This window comes from Bartonella sp. AS69XJJH (assembly GCF_042195585.1).
GTDB lineage: Bacteria > Pseudomonadota > Alphaproteobacteria > Rhizobiales > Rhizobiaceae > Bartonella.
The window spans coordinates 65,191-80,633 of record NZ_JBHIOO010000005.1 but is presented as its reverse complement, the minus strand read 5'-3'; the positions used below and the strand labels follow the sequence as shown (position 1 = coordinate 80,633).

12 protein-coding genes and 1 pseudogene are annotated in these 15,443 nt (G+C 39.2%); 8 read left to right on the top strand and 5 right to left on the bottom strand.

All coding sequences use genetic code 11. From position 1 onward, the window contains the following. Positions 1-1,861: 1,861 nt before the first annotated feature. The 3 genes from ACFIK6_RS03930 to ACFIK6_RS03920 all read right to left on the bottom strand — a co-directional run bounded on the left by ACFIK6_RS03930 (position 1,862) and on the right by ACFIK6_RS03920 (position 4,699). Positions 1,862-2,446 carry a CarD family transcriptional regulator gene (locus ACFIK6_RS03930; RefSeq protein ID WP_375641855.1) on the bottom strand — a complete coding sequence of 195 codons (585 nt, stop codon included), beginning with the start codon at positions 2,444-2,446 and terminating at the stop codon, positions 1,862-1,864. 303 nt (positions 2,447-2,749) lie between these two features. After that, positions 2,750-3,091: a ferredoxin FdxA gene (fdxA, locus tag ACFIK6_RS03925; RefSeq protein ID WP_375641854.1), complete on the bottom strand. Its 342-nt coding sequence runs from the start codon at positions 3,089-3,091 to the stop codon at positions 2,750-2,752. A gap of 21 nt (positions 3,092-3,112) precedes the next feature. Then, positions 3,113-4,699, bottom strand: a complete 1,587-nt coding sequence (locus tag ACFIK6_RS03920) for a hypothetical protein (RefSeq protein WP_375641853.1) — start codon at positions 4,697-4,699, stop codon at positions 3,113-3,115. 570 nt (positions 4,700-5,269) lie between these two features. On the opposite strand from ACFIK6_RS03920, the gene ACFIK6_RS03915 reads away from it, so the two are divergent. Then, positions 5,270-6,181: an RNA polymerase factor sigma-32 gene (locus tag ACFIK6_RS03915; protein WP_273723131.1), complete on the top strand. Its 912-nt coding sequence runs from the start codon at positions 5,270-5,272 to the stop codon at positions 6,179-6,181. Positions 6,182-6,500: 319 nt separating this feature from the next. Here the strand turns inward: ACFIK6_RS03915 and ACFIK6_RS03910 are convergent, their stop codons facing one another. Beyond that, the gene (locus tag ACFIK6_RS03910; RefSeq protein ID WP_375677388.1) at positions 6,501-8,078 is read right to left on the bottom strand and encodes a M48 family metalloprotease; all 1,578 of its coding nucleotides are present in this window, start codon (positions 8,076-8,078) and stop codon (positions 6,501-6,503) included. Positions 8,079-8,225: 147 nt separating this feature from the next. Here ACFIK6_RS03910 and ACFIK6_RS03905 point away from each other — a divergent pair, with 147 nt between their 5' ends. The 5 genes and pseudogenes from ACFIK6_RS03905 (at position 8,226) to rimJ (ending at position 12,342) form a co-directional block, all read left to right on the top strand. After that, the gene (locus ACFIK6_RS03905) at positions 8,226-8,861 is read left to right on the top strand and encodes a thiamine diphosphokinase (protein ID WP_375641851.1); all 636 of its coding nucleotides are present in this window, start codon (positions 8,226-8,228) and stop codon (positions 8,859-8,861) included. A 104-nt stretch (positions 8,862-8,965) separates the two neighbouring features. Continuing rightward, positions 8,966-9,352 carry a hypothetical protein gene (locus ACFIK6_RS03900; RefSeq protein ID WP_375613186.1) on the top strand — a complete coding sequence of 129 codons (387 nt, stop codon included), beginning with the start codon at positions 8,966-8,968 and terminating at the stop codon, positions 9,350-9,352. Next, on the top strand, positions 9,352-11,214 hold the full coding sequence (locus ACFIK6_RS03895) for an ABC-F family ATP-binding cassette domain-containing protein (RefSeq protein WP_375656505.1): 1,863 nt from the start codon (positions 9,352-9,354) through the stop codon (positions 11,212-11,214). The genes ACFIK6_RS03900 and ACFIK6_RS03895 overlap by 1 nt, the downstream gene beginning before the upstream one ends. Positions 11,215-11,262: 48 nt before the next feature. Beyond that, positions 11,263-11,461, top strand: a pseudogene (locus ACFIK6_RS03890) (ABC transporter ATP-binding protein); the annotation flags it as partial. 317 nt (positions 11,462-11,778) lie between these two features. Next, positions 11,779-12,342 carry a ribosomal protein S5-alanine N-acetyltransferase gene (gene rimJ / locus ACFIK6_RS03885; protein ID WP_375656504.1) on the top strand — a complete coding sequence of 188 codons (564 nt, stop codon included), beginning with the start codon at positions 11,779-11,781 and terminating at the stop codon, positions 12,340-12,342. Positions 12,343-12,869: 527 nt separating this feature from the next. Here the strand turns inward: rimJ and ACFIK6_RS03880 are convergent. Continuing rightward, positions 12,870-13,130 carry a DUF2312 domain-containing protein gene (locus ACFIK6_RS03880; RefSeq protein WP_005774567.1) on the bottom strand — a complete coding sequence of 87 codons (261 nt, stop codon included), beginning with the start codon at positions 13,128-13,130 and terminating at the stop codon, positions 12,870-12,872. Positions 13,131-13,393: 263 nt separating this feature from the next. Between ACFIK6_RS03880 and ACFIK6_RS03875 the strand changes: the two genes are divergently transcribed. Together ACFIK6_RS03875 and pyk are read left to right on the top strand one after the other, a co-directional pair. Next, positions 13,394-13,882, top strand: coding sequence for a DUF1036 domain-containing protein (locus ACFIK6_RS03875; protein WP_273723143.1), 489 nt, complete (start codon positions 13,394-13,396; stop codon positions 13,880-13,882). Beyond that, positions 13,879-15,315, top strand: coding sequence for a pyruvate kinase (pyk, locus tag ACFIK6_RS03870; RefSeq protein ID WP_375656481.1), 1,437 nt, complete (start codon positions 13,879-13,881; stop codon positions 15,313-15,315). The genes ACFIK6_RS03875 and pyk overlap by 4 nt, the downstream gene beginning before the upstream one ends. Positions 15,316-15,443: the final 128 nt, after the last annotated feature.

The window sequence follows — 15,443 nt, the reverse complement described above, 5'->3', positions numbered from 1 at the left end:
TTTTCCAGTATTAAGTTTCCTTTGATTCATGGGTGAATGCATTTGGTAAGATGTGTTTTTCGCTTTTTCTTGAGAGGCTATAAAGGATTGCTTATGTCAGTGCTTTTTATGATGATTTCGTTAAGAGCTGGGGTATTGATATAAGTTAGCTCAGTAATGGAAGCATTTTGTATCGCACTTAATTTTTACTTACTTTAGGGGGGATCCTATTAGACCATAAAATATCGTCGTTTAAGGCGGTTGTCCCATGCAAGGCTTTAAGCATACCGGTGTTTTTTATGAGAATATTTAAGGCAATGGTTTGTCTAGAGGCTTACATTGTGACATGTGATTCTCAGTAAAAAATAGAGATTTACATCACATTGATTTATAAAGATCATTCGTTTTTTTGCGTCTTGAATGAAAGGTCTATCGTAGGATTTTTTCATTTTAAATTTCTCTCATGTTGAATCAATGGTAATCCCTTGCTTTTCGGTCACAAGTGGGGTGGGCATGTGGGTGAACATTCTATAAGAAAGGAAAAAATGTCTATAATGAATACTTTCAAATGTAAGGATTGTTGTAACATTGGGGGTTAAGTGTATGATGATGCCAGCGTGTTTTCTTATGAGCAGAAAAGAGAAAATCGTTACAAGACAGAAGGTGTACACATTCAATAATCTTTAGTGCTTTTGATGATAAAGACACATGAGACTTTTCTATGAATATCACATTTCATTTTCATATTTTTAAACTAAGAATTGTCCATATATTTTTCTTATTTTTGTGAATATAAGGGATTTGTTACGAACAGCTTGTAAAAATAAGTAAACTTAAAACCAGATGTGTTATGTATGGGGTTGAGCAAAGTATTTTATCAAAGTTGGTATGACTCTCCGGTACATAGCTGGTTTATGAATGATTTTATGGTGTTGCTTACCTAAGTTTGTGATTTTTTTGTTATCTGTTCATCAATATCCAATTTTCAGCGGTCTGTTTAAAACAGAGATTGAGACTTTTAGAGTTCTATGAATCGTTCTAGATTTTGTATGTCTGATTGGAGTAAGAATACTTGCGTATATCTCGTAATCTCTGAAATGAAAATATAACCTCATTTTAGAAAAATATGAAGTTGTAAGGGGCAATGCCAACGTTTATTTTTATTGTTATTTTTAAAATTAGCTTTACAGCTTTCAAAAGTATTTGAAATGCCTTTTATAGAATGGAGATAATGGTTTATTTCATGCTTTTGTTTTTCTCGTTCTTTAATGGGGAATGTTTCTCATGCAAAATAGAGTGCCCAAGACAAAATATGCTTATGTTGTACCGTTACGCGTTTTTTAAAAGGAATATTTTTCAATATTTGTTGCATCCATTTTATGATGGCGTTTTTGAATGTTATAATGGTTTTGTAGAAGGGTAAAGTCTTGGTGTAGTGTATAAACGGCACTATGATCTTTATGCTTGATAAAAAAGTAAGCCTGCATCCTTACACATTTTGCTAGATTCCAATGTTGCTATATCTTTTGGTGCTTGAGACACTTCTCGCTCTTTTTGTATAGTTTTTACCCAAAGATCAGCCCCGCTTGTGATTGACAAGCAAGTGATTGTCATTGATTCAACATGAGAGAAATTTGAAATGAAAAATCTTACGATATTCAAGATTCTAATTTAATATGAATAATGCTAGATTATGATGATTAATCAATTTTTTATCTATGAAGCAAGAAAATGAGGAGGAGGAATTTGTCGAAAAGTTAGATTGTTTATAGATTGGCGCTGGTTTAAGAAAGTTTATCCTTAAGGACAGAGAGGATGTTAAAAAATAAAACCAGCGAAAAGCTGGTTTTATCAAAATATCTCATTATGATGAAAGAGTGTATTATGCAGCGTAGACAGCTTTACTGTTTTCATCTGTTTCTTCTCTCTCAGCTTTAAATTCGCGTTCCGGTTTGTTGGAGAGATGCATCTCTATGAGATTGATAGCTTCTGTTTCAGAAAGACTATTAATAACCGCAATTTCGCGGGCCATTCTTTCAAGAGCAGCTGTATAAAGTTGGCGCTCAGAGTACGATTGTTCAGGCTGTAGATTAGAGCGGAAAAGATCACGGACTACTTCGGCGATACAAATAAGATCTCCGGAATTGATTTTAGCATCATATTCTTGTGCACGACGTGACCACATGGTTCGTTTAACGCGGGCCTTTCCGTGTAAAACTTTTAAGGCGCGTTCGACAGAATCACTAGCAGATAATTTACGCATTCCAACGGAAAGGGCTTTTGCAATAGGGACTTTGACATCCATCTTATCTTTCGCGAAATGAATGACAAAAAGTTTCAATTTATGTCCTGCAACTTCTTGATCTTCAATCGCTATAATTTGTCCTACTCCATGCGTAGGGTAGACGATATATTCAGAGGTTGCAAATTCTTTGGTCTTGGAAGACGTTCCATGTTGGGATGCCATATTTTAGTTTACTCCCTTATGATCAACAAATGTATCGGAAAACAGGTTATAAACCTGAGGGTTGAGTTTTCTTTAACCAAGTATATTGTACCAATTAAGTGAGCATAAAAGCCGAGTACTTTTAAATCCAAAAAAAATACATCGCTTTACTACAACAAGCAAAGAAAAATACTTAGAAAGATGATCATGTTAAAATAACACTAACATCAAACTTCCAAAGAATCAATCATTTCGCTTAAGGATTTTTTATTTTTACAAGGGAAGTCTTTCAATCGTTGAAGGAGGAGAGTGTACACTGTATCATTACTCTTCACCACTTCCTGGATTTTCTGAAAAATACTTTTCTAATTTATTTGGAACGCCATCCATTTCTTTTGCTTGAGGAAAAGGATCTTTTCGGGTGGTTAGATTAGGCCATTTGTTTGCATAATGAAGATTAAGTTCTAACCACTTTTCTAATCCTGGTTCTGTATCAGGTAAAATCGCTTCTGCTGGGCATTCTGGCACACAAACACCACAATCGATGCATTCGTCGGGGTGAATAACAAGCATGTTTTCCCCTTCATAAAAACAATCAACAGGGCAGACTTCAACGCAATCCGTATATTTGCAGTGAATGCAGTTGTCGGTCACTACGTGGGTCAAGATCAAACTCCATTTGTTACTTTAATTCTCTTTAGAGGAAAGTGTGTGCGTGTTTGTATGATTGGTGAGTTGATCGCGTAGTACAGCTAATTTTGCAAAAGGTGAATCAGGGTTAAGGCGCTTTTCTTTTTGAAAAGGCTTATGATTTGCATGTTTTCCTTGGGATTTGTGGAACTTATGAGAGCGTTTTGCTTGTGATAGTGCTTCTTGAGGGGACTTTTCATTTGTGTGTTCCGCTTTTTTTACAGTGTTCGTCGATTTATTTTGCCACTTATTTCCTAATTTATCACGTTTTTTTTGCGCGTGTTGGTGAAATGGATGCCTATAATGCCATAATAAAATAACCTTATCTTTTTCTGTAGGGAGAGGAGATTTGGCAAAATTCCCAACAGGTTCAGCTGCTGGTAAACGATTGGTTTTATGGAGATGTTGTTCAATATCAGAGGATAAAATGTTTGGGTATGAGGTATTTTTTTCTTCTTGTGTTGTTTTTGAATCGCTTATTGCTTGCCATTGACTGCCAACGCATTCTGCTGCAGGAACATCTTGCATTGTCCCATTGACAGGGGAAGAGGCTTGGTGTGCAAGGAGATTTTGTTCAAAAATAGTATTGCTTATGCTGTACGATTGATAACCAAGTCCTTTGAGGATTTCTTCCATATCATTTCCATTGGCTCCAAGAATGGACATCATGGCTGGTGTCACAAAAAAACTTTTTCCATCATAGGCGCCATCGGGTTTAGGATCACTTCCTTGTTTCCAATGCAGTGCGGGGCGGATGAGATTGGCAAGACGTTCTAAAATATCAATCCGTACAGCACGTTGTCCTAAGATTCGGTAGCCGGCTAATTGATAAAATTGACGGTTATAGGTAGGGTCAACAATCAAAGAGGTTCGACCAGCAGATAATGCTGACAAAATTTCACCCAAACCAGTTTGATCTTGTTGCGCATTTTGAAGATTCCACAGGAGGGTAATGGCTTGAACCGGAGCAGGTTTAAGCATTCCGGCAACATAGATGTGAAAAGCGCCAAAACGCACACCTAGTCGCCGAAGCACGGCACGTGATTCTTGCGCAAGTTTTTTGACGACGTCTAAGACTTCGCGGCGTGGTAAAATCCCTAAAGAGTTAAAAAGTTGTAAAGCAAGACTGTTTGTTGAATCCGTTAAATTATCAGCATTACGCAAATCAAATAGAGGTTTTAAAGTCGTTTCAAAATGAAAGGTGACAAAGCGTTCTAGTCGCTTCACAACGTTATTGCGGGATTCTCCTGTGAGTTGTTCATCTGCTAAGACAATCAGTTTTGGTTTGAAAAAATCTTCTGTTGCTACAAGTTGTCCTACGGGTTGGCCAATCCAGCGCACAATTCCATCAGAACTGAGGGTAAAATCTCCATTTGCACAAGCGCAAAAACGTGTCGCGCGTTTGGAAAAAGCAAGAATCAAATTTTCATTCTCTGTTGAAATTTGCTTGTCAGCTATTTGATCGGTACTGTTTTTGTTGGCATAAAAACGAAAACCTTCAAATTTACCCCTTCCATGTTTTTCAATGAGAATATCATCTTGAAGAATCTCATTCTGTTGAACAATCTTGCTATCCATGATCATTTTCTTTCTCAGTGCGAAATTGGTCAAAAGTTTTTTGCGACAATTTCATAATGGTTCTCTTTCTTTAACACGTTTGTTGCGTTTGCTTCAATCACTCTTGTCGTTTTTTGATGTTTCTTTTTGCACCTTTAAAACTTGGATGATTCTTTTTTTATTCAGTTTTCATTCAGTTTTAGTGCTTTATATTTGCAAATTACACTTATTAGTTGTAATGTAAAGCTGAAAGCATAAATAAATTCTTCAGTTTAAAAGGAAACGGTATCGGTTATCAAAAAACAGCATTTGTTTTGCATGGTCATTTTATTTTTTTGCTGTTTTGTCATGAAAAATGAAGAGAAAGTTTTTTCAAATATTTCATAGGCTAAAAGGCATATTGTAAAGGCATTTTGCAGGTGAAATTGTGTCTCATGACAAAAAGTTTTACCATGATAATGAAAAAAACAATTGCGATTATAAAATTACACGTTAAAGTAGTGAGTACAGAAGTTAACAACTTTTGCGTTCTTTTTGAGAAGAACAATGATGTCGTTGCCAAATCAATTTTGATAATTTTAATCGCAAGGGGTTATTATGGGTAATCTTTCAAATGCTGTTTATAAAAGCAGCAAAAATTATAGCGATGCAGACAAAAGCTTAGGACGTAGTATGATGCGTTCTGCTATGCAAGCACCTTATCTTGAACGACAAAAAGAGCATGATTTGGCTCTGCGGTGGAAAGACAAACGTGATGATGATGCCATGCATCAAATTGCAGCGGCTCATATGCGTTTAGTGATTGCTATCGCTAATCGCTTTAAACGTTTCAAAATGCCATTGGGGGATTTGGTACAAGAAGGGTATGTGGGACTATTGGAAGCAGCTGCGCGTTTTGAACCTGATCGGGAAGTACGTTTTTCAACGTATGCAACGTGGTGGATACGCGCTTCTATTCAAGATTATATTTTGCGAAATTGGTCAATTGTTCGAGGGGGAACGAGTTCTTCGCAAAAAGCACTTTTCTTTAATCTTCGGCGTTTGCGTGCAAAACTGATACAAGATGATAGTGCTTTGTCAAAACAGGATATTTTTCGCACAATCGCTGAAAAGCTTGGCGTTTCTGTGCGCGATGTTGAAACGATGGATTTTCGTTTTTCCAGTTCTGATAATTCCTTGAGTGTTTCTGTTTCTGAGAACAGTGATAATCCCATTGCTAAGATGGATGTTTTGGTGGATGATAGTCCTCTTCCTGATGCTTTAATTGAGCAAGTCATTGATGGTCAAAGGCGTACACAGTGGCTTTACGATGCTTTGCAAATTCTCAATGAACGGGAGTTGGAAATTATTCGCTTTCGTCGCTTAAATGAAGAGGGTGCGACTCTCGAAGTTTTGGGTGAAAAGTTAGGAATCTCGAAAGAGCGCGTGCGTCAAATTGAAGCTAGAGCTTTGCAAAAATTGCGTTCTGCTCTCCTTACCGTTCATTCAGAAGACGCTTACGATATATAAGCAGTGAAAGGCTTTGGGGGGGGGGAGGAAAGAGAACGTATAAGTGGGGGCATATGAGAATGTGATGAAGTCAGTTTTAGGGAATGGCCAGATTTGTTTAGGAATATGCCTCCTTGGGGATGTGTTTGGTGCTACTGATAAGCAGAGGAAGATAGAGGTGAATGTTGGTTGGTAGGAAATATGTATCAAACGGAAGCCTATGAAAACATGATGAAATTGGTTTTTAAAGAGTCCCTTTTCATTTCATTTGCGAATATGTTTTAAGGGGGGCGTGATACAGATAGAAAAGAATCAAAACTATAGCAGATGAGAAAAAGGCTTATTCTGTAATAATTTTCACTTTTGTACCTGCGGGTAAAGTTTGCGTTGGTGAGAGGGCGTTGAGGATGCGAAAGAGTTTTTCTTTATATGGTGTGTATTGCATTTTATCTGCAAGATTTGCAATGTTTTCTCCTTGTTTAACGCGGACAATACGGATTTTTAAGGGCTTCAGTTTTTTTAATTGTGAAGATGAAAGAGAATGAAAGCTTTGTAGCGTTTTTTGGGCAACTTCTGCAAAATTTTGAGAATTATGTGGGGCGGCTGTCAAAAAACGAAAGATGTGGTTGTTGAATGGAATGACAACCACATCAAATTGCCATTGCTCATTGGTAGCATGGGCTCGTGCTCCAAGTAAATTTTGGCTTTGAAATCCTTGATGCGTAAACTCTTGACTGGGGAGCCCTTGAATTGTAATGGGGCGGATAGATGATTGGTCTAGCCCGATAATCCAGCCGCTTTTCAAATAATCACTCGCAGATATTCCAGCAGGATGCGGAAGAGCATCAAAACGAATCGCAATTTTATTTGGTCCACTGGCCCAAACAGTGTGTGCTGAATATTCTATTGTAAAATTGTTTGGAACAGAAAAAGTTATGCGCAACTGTGGGTGAATAAATTGGTTGCCCCGTACAAAACCTGTATAAAATCCTCCTCCAAAAATCATACCATCAATGCTTTTGAGAAAAAAATCGCGATCGGTTGTTTTACTATTCCCTTTACTGATTTTACGCGCTTTTTCTATCGCAAGCCGAATGCGTTGAGGGGTGGTTGGGTGAGAAGCTAGAAAATCTAGAGAGGCATTTTGGGTGCCGGAGATATTACGCAAAGCACTATAGGCTTCCATTGTTTGAAGAAAGCGCGGTGAAGCAAATGGATCATATCCTGCTTGTTGGAGCATTTCTAGTGCAAGGGAATCAGCTTCCAGCTCTTGATTGCGGGAAAATTGTGCGAGTTGTTGCTTATTTTGCGTAGGGGTATGAAGTTTTTTGCCAATAGAAGAAAGAAGATGTGAAGATACGTGATTTGCCATCTTTAATTGGGCTTCTTTTTGCAGGCGTAAAATGCCATGATTGGCTCTAATATGTGCTATCTCGTGGGCTAAAATGGCTGCAACTTCTGAAGAATCATTGGCTAATGCCAGCATACCACGAGTGATGTAGATTGCGCCATTGGGGAGCGCAAATGCGTTAACACTTTCTGAGTTTAAAATGGTTACAGAATAGCTTTGATGAGAACTATGGGATGCAACTGTCAGTTTACGGACAATCTTTGCTAAAAGGTGTTCAAGTTTTGCATTATAATAAGCGCCGCCATACATTTGCAAAATACGTGGGTGTTGCAGAGCGCTTAATGTGACATAAATATTGTGATTGTTGGTATGTTTGATCGTTTTAGAAGAAGTGGAAGAAAGTCTATCATTTTGAGAAAGGGGTGTATGACAAGCCGAAAGGAGAAGCGTTAAACTTATGAAAGTTGCTTTATACAGGCACGAGTGAAAAAGAAAATTGCGTTGAAAAATGGGGTGCGTTGGACCATGGTGCACATTATTTCTGCGGAGTAATTTGGCAAATTGCATTTGTATCTTTGTATCGTATGTTTCTTTAAGAAAGACATTAGGGATAAGGATTCGTTGGGCTATATCACGCTTTTTGTTTATAAAAAATGACTCTCACTGATAAAAGGATGCACTGTAAAGGAAATTTTGTGAAAGGCAAAGTATGGCATGACAACATTTACGATATTATTAAATGGAGATGTTCGTATCACTGATCGTTTGCTTAATCAAATTCAAAACAGTCGGGTGATTGCTGCTGATGGTGGTATGCGTCATGCGGCAGCGCTTGATGTGTCGCCTGAGTTGTGGTTAGGGGACTTTGATTCGTCAGATGAGAATTTAATACGCAAATATAGTCATGTTCCGCGTGAAGTTTTTCCCTCTGATAAAGATATGACAGATAGTGCTCTGGCTTGTGAAAGAGCGCTGCAAAATGGCGCAAAAAAGCTTATTTTGTGCGGTGCTTTGGGAGGTGAGCGAAGTGATCATAGCCTTTCTCATATGACGCAAGCGTTAATGATGGCTGAAAGGGGCGTTTCAGTGTTTTTGACAAGCGGTTTGGAAGAAGGTTGGCCGGTTTTATCAAAACCTCGTTCGTATGATTTGCCTAAGGGATGTTTGTTTAGTATTATCGGTTTTTCTGATTTAAAAGGGTTAACTCTTAAAGGGGTAAAATGGCCAATTTGTGACAAAAATGTGTCATTTGGCTCTTCTTTAACACTTTCTAACCGTATTTGTGGAACCTTTTCTTGCCATTTAGGTTCTGGAAAAGCTATATTGTTAGCGTCTGTGCCTATTCCGTAAAGCTCTTCCAATAATATTTTGAATAAGGCAGGGGGGGGCCTAGTGATTAAGTGCCGACATAAACGATATATTATGTATTGATCTTGAGAAGGAAAGGTTTTGATATGTTAAAATCAATTTTTAAGGTGGCCGTTGTTTCAGCCATTGGTTTCAGTTCAGTCGCTTGTACTACAAACGATGAACGCGTTGCACGTTATGGCGTAGGAGGAGCAGCAATCGGTGCTTTGGCTGGAACTGCTATTGCTGGAAGTACTCCTGGAGCAGCACTTACCGGTGCAGCATTTGGTGCTTTGGCTGGAACAGTAACAGGTGCGGCTGCAAATCAAAGAAAACAACAAAGACAGGCATCACAATTGTGCACGTATCGTGGTCGTAGAGGGCATGTTTACCAAGCGCCTTGTGGACAGAGAGTTCCTGTACGGCAATTGTGTGCTTACCGTGATGCAAGAGGGGTGATGTATAAAGCACCTTGTCCGCGCCGCGTTCGTTAATGGCGGTGCCGCTTCTGCGGCTCGACCGCATTTTCTTAAATTTTGGAAAAACGCCTTTGCTCAATCAAGCTTGTTTATCGGTTGAGCAGGGGGCGCGTATTGCGCTGGTTGGCCGTAATGGTTGTGGAAAATCAACCCTGTTAAAAATTGCCGCAGGAATATTAGAGCCTCATGGTGGCGAAATTTTTCGCCACCCGCGAGTGACGCTCCGTTATGTCTCACAAAATCCGGATTGTTCAGGATTTGAAGATATTAACGCTTATATGGAAGCGGGGCTGGACGGTACATCTGATGTCCAGTGGATCAATACACTTCGCACAAATTTAGGTTTTTCGGGGGCGGAAAAAGTGGAAACGCTTTCGGGAGGCGAAAAGCGACGTGTTTCATTGTTACGGGCTATTGCTGCAAAACCCGATATTTTGTTCTTAGATGAACCAACCAATCATCTTGATTTACCAACCATTGAATGGCTGGAAGCTGTTTTATCGTCTTTGCGTTCAGCGATGGTGGTGATTTCCCATGATCGGCGATTTTTAGAAAATGTTACGCGGTCAACGGTATGGCTTGATCGTGGCACAACCAAAAGACTGGAAAAGCGTTTTTCTGAGTTTGAAAATTGGCGTGATAAAGCGTTGGAAGAAGAAGCCATCGAACAGCATAAATTGGGGCGCCAAATTGCTCGTGAAGAGCAATGGTTGCGTTATGGTGTGAGTGCACGGCGTAAGCGTAATGTACGGCGCTTAGGTGAATTAAAAAACTTAAGACAGCGTCATCAAACCTATAAAGGGCAGCCGGGAAATGCACTTTTGACAGCAGCGAAAAGTCATGATTCTGGGCAATTGGTGCTGGAAGCAAAGAAAATTTCAAAATCCTATGGTGATCGCATTATTGTGAAAGATTTCTCTTTGCGCATTCAGCGTGGTGATCGGATCGGTTTGGTAGGACCCAATGGTATCGGAAAGACAACGCTCCTTTCTGCATTAATTGGGCAAGAAGCCGTGGATAGTGGAACGGTGAGGCATGGCTATAACCTCTCTATGGCATTGCTTGATCAGCAACGTATTTTAAATGAAGAAGAAACTTTAGCGCATTATTTAACGGGAGGAAGAGGTGATACTCTTGTGATCAATGGACAAGAGCGGCATGTCGTTTCTTATATGAAAGACTTTTTATTTTCGCCTGAACAAGCACGCACTCCTCTTAAAGAATTTTCCGGGGGAGAAAGAGCACGCCTCATGCTTGCACGACTTCTTTCACGTCCTGCAAACTTTTTGATTCTTGATGAACCGACCAATGATTTGGATATGGAAACTTTGGATTTGTTGCAAGAATTTATTGCTGATTTTGCGGGAACAGTATTGTTGGTCAGCCATGACAGAGACTTTTTAGATCGTACTGTAACGCATATGTTGGCACCTCAAGGTGATGGTCAGTGGGTTTTGTATGCGGGCGGCTATAGTGATATGATGGCGCAAAACCAGCATGCTCTGAGTTTACAACGCAAAAAAACAGAATTATCGCAGCGTAAAGCACCTTCAAAATCTCATGCGGGAGAGTTTTCAAAGCGGGATTCATCAACAGATCATAGCTTGATCGTGCGGGAGAAAAAAACACAAGGTAAATTGTCTTATAAGCAGGTTTATGCATTGGAAAGATTGCCTGAAGAAATTGCTGTTTTGCAAAATGAAATCAAAAAAATTGAACAAGAGCTCTCTGATCCAGCCCTTTATCGCAGTGATAAAGAGCGTTTTGAGCGTTTATCAACAGCGTTGGAAAAAAAGAAAAATACTTGCACACAAAAAGAAGAAGAATGGTTAGAACTTGAAATTTTACGCGAAGAAATGGAAGCGTGTTCACAGTAATATCTAAAACATTTTAAGAGATTTATATTGCATTATCACGTTTTTTGGGATTTGTTACGAGATCTTATGGCGGATTTTGCGCGAACAGTGTTGTTGATGAGTCATGGCAGAAACTTTTTAAATCGCACTGTAATATATAGCTTTTCAAGGTGATGGTCATTGGGTTTTGTATGCGGGCAGCTATAGTGATATGATAGCGCAAAACAAGCATGCTCTGAGCTTACAAGGCAAAGAAACAAAACTATCTTTGCTGTGAGTTTTTTCGAAATTTTGTATATGGAAGTATGCTAGTTCCATTACACACATTGTCAGTCCCCAATGTTGTTACAGCGCTCCTTGAAATTTGAGAGCATTCGTAAAAAACATTCCCTTGTCTTTACCTTATGCTTTAAACATACCACCCCCGCTTATGACGGAAAAGCAAATGATCCTCATTGATTCTAACGTGAGAGGTGTTGTGATGAGGAAAGCTTATTGTATTCGACATTATGATTTAAGTTTAAAAGTGATGATTTGTTAGGATAAATCAACGTGTTATTGTGACATTTCTAGGAGGAGAAAATGATGGCAATTAAAACACAGCGCACAATTTCCACATTGATCGGTTTAGAAGATGCTGCTGAACTGTCTTCTTATTACCTCCGTAATGCGAATCACCTGCGTCCTTTTGAACCGTTAAGATCTGATGGGTATCACAGCCTAACAGCTTGGGAAACACGAGCCAGTGCATTTGCTTATGAAAGTGCACAAGGACAAGCATATCGATATGCCCTACGATTAAAAAATGAAAACACAATTATCGGTATTGTCAACTTTACAAATGTGGTTCGGGGTGTTTTTCAAGCCTGTCATTTTGGTTTTTCTCTTGATGAAAAACAACAAGGCAAAGGTCTCATGTTTGAGAGTTTATCGGCGCTAATACGCCATATCTTTCATGTTTATCATCTGCATAGAGTGATGGCAAATTATAGACCTGAGAACATAAAAAGCGAACGTTTATTAAAACGCCTTCATTTTGAACAAGAAGGCTATGCCAAAGACTATTTGATGATTTCTGGGAAATGGAGAGACCACATTCTAACCTCTCGAATCAATGATCTGTACGATTCTGTCAATAAGTTCGAATAAAGTTCTATTTAAAGTTCTATCAAGGGTCTTTTATCAAATGTGTAAATATGCTGAATTTCTGCCTATCCTAAAAGACGAAGATCTCCATTTCTTCGTTTGTAAACAGTTCAGACTCTCGTTTAGCGGATTTCAACTGCTGACCACTTTCATATGTTTATTTTCGTAGATAATAAATTGATTTATCATCATCATTCATTTTTTTCAATTTGAAGAGAGTTCTCAATATCGGAAGACTTTCTCACTTCAAATTTATTGATGTTTAATCATAAAAATCACCTCTCTTGCACATCACAAACTGGATTGGCGTACAAGTGAGGGTTTGTGTGGATAAAAATAATTGAAGAACAAGAATAAAAATTTTCTGTATAAATCCTTTTAAATGTGAGGGCTGTTGCAATATTGTGTATTCTGTGACCGATAGTCTCGTTACAAGTTACACAAACTGCTTATTGTTGGGTGAAATTTTTATACATTCATTTGTTTTTTTGCGTTTTCTTTTCTTAAAAAATCAAATGTTATCAATGTCGTTAATTCATACCAAGCGCATTTTTATAAAGCTCAATGATGGCTTCTTCTTCCATTCTTTCATGCTCTTCTTTTTTACGCAACCTTATAATGCTGCGAACGGCTTTACTATCAAAACCAGAGCCTTTAAGTTCAGTGTAAACGTCTTTAATATCATCAGAAATAGTTTTTTTCTCTTCTTCTAGTCGTTCAATACGTTCGATAAAAGAGCGTAATTGGTTTACGGATATAGCGTGTGTTTGATCGGTTACTGTATCGTTCATTGTATTTTTCTCCAAGTTATATATTCTAAGTTGTTTTTCGACGACGAATTTATGTTGAAAAAGCTTGAAAAACAAAAAGTAAATCAAGCTACACAGCTTTTTTACAAATTGACTTTAAATATTTTGTAAAATTTTTAAGATATATGCATTGATAAAAGGGCTATAAAAAGAAAAATGTAAAAATATATGTTTTAGACTTGAAAAGCTTTTGAAAAAGAAGTGTGTAATTTGTTTTGAGAATTTGACATTATAGAGGAAGTTTTGTGATTTTAAAAAAACGATATTGGGTGTTTCAAAAAGGATTAAAGGTTTTTCTTTTGAGCATTTTGCTCTTGTTTCCCCTTGTTGTTTTTGCAAAAGCTGACTTTAGGGTTTGTAATACAACCCAACAGTCTGTAGGGGTTGCTCTTGGATATCGTACATTTTCAGGGTGGGTGAGCGAAGGCTGGTGGACGGTACCCGTGACGGAGTGTAAAACTTTAATTGAGGGGCCTCTTGCTTCACGGTTTTATTATTTTTATGCGGAAGGGGCACAAAAAAAAGGGAATTGGGCAGGCTCTGTAACCATGTGTGTGCAAGATAGCCAATTTACCATTCAAGGGGTTCATGATTGTTTCCCTCGAGGATATCAAAAGGCTGAATTTAAAGAAATCGATACCGGAAATCAAACCAGTTGGATGGTACAGTTGACGGATGAGTCTTTGTTAAACAATTCTGTTGTCCCTTCTCTTTCAGGAAATTCTCCGCCGTGAAACGTGCACGTAAAGTAAAAATTATTGCGACTCTTGGCCCTTCTTCTTTTTCGAGTGAAATGATTGAGAAGCTTTTTAGGGCAGGGGCAGACGTTTTTCGTCTTAATATGAGCCATACTGATCGTGATATGATGGGTGATTTGGTCAAGTCTATACGAGAAGTGGAAAAAACAGTTCGGCGACCCATTGGTATTTTAGTGGATCTTCAGGGACCAAAACTGCGTGTGGGGCGCTTTACTAAGGGTCAAGAAGATTTGCGTGTTGGGCAAAGCTTTACGTTAGATAATCGCGATGTCCTTGGTGATGCACAGCGTGTTTTTTTCCCTCATGAGGATGTATTTTCGGCTGTTAAACCAGGGGATCGCTTGTTGATTGATGATGGAAAACTGGAACTGCGTGCGCAAGTTTGTGATGGTCATTCTATACAGTGTCGCGTGATTGCTGGAACCCGTATTTCTGATCGAAAGGGTGTCAGTTTTCCCGATACAATTTTGCCTTTTGATTCGATGACGTTAAAAGATAAGGAGGATCTTCAGGCTCTTTTACAGCAGCCTGTTGATTGGGTTGCTCTTTCTTTTATTCAACGTCCAGAAGATATTATAGCGGTGCGTCGGTTGACGAAAAGCAAGGTGTCTTTGATGGCAAAAATCGAAAAGCCTCAAGCCTTGGAGCATATAGAGAAAATTATTGATGTATCCGATGGTATTATGATTGCACGGGGTGATCTCGGAGTGGAAATGCCTTTGGAAAGGGTTCCTGCACTTCAGATGGAGCTCATAAAAGCTTGTCGTTTAGCAGGAAAGCCTGTTGTGGTGGCAACACAAATGCTCGAATCAATGATCTCATCTTCTGTTCCAACACGCGCAGAAGTGTCGGATGTTGCTACAGCAGTTTATGCAGGAACAGATGCGGTGATGTTGTCTGCTGAATCTGCTTCTGGTCGTTATCCGGAAGAAGCCGTGCTTATGATGGATCGAATCGCGCGGCAAATCGAACAAGATCATACTTATGCCGCTCAGGTTGGGGCACAGCATCCAGCACCAGAATCAACAGGAACGGATGCGATTTCTCTTGCTGCGCGTCAGATTGCTGAAACACTTGCGCTAGCAGCTATTGTTGCCTATACGGCTTCAGGAACAACGGGTGTGCGCGCTTCTCGTGAACGTCCCAATAGACCGATTATTGCTTTATCTCCCATTGTGGAGACAGCGCGGCGTTTGGCTTTAGTCTGGGGGCTTCATTGTGTGGTCACGCAAGATGCACGGAGTTTAGAGGATATGGTTGATCGTGCAGCAGCCATTGCATTTCAGGAAGGCTTTTGTAAAGGGGGCGATCGCTTTCTTGTGACAGCTGGCGTTCCCCTTGGAACGCCCGGTGCGACAAATCTCTTGCGTATTGCTTCTGTCTCTCAAGATGGAACGAAAGGGATTTGAGCCATTTACGCATGGTGTTTTTTCATGCACCTTTGAACAGGCTTTGATTGTTTTATCTCCCATTGTGGAGACAGCGCGGCGTTTGGCTTTAGTCTGGGGGCTTCATTGTGTGGTCACGCAAGATGCAC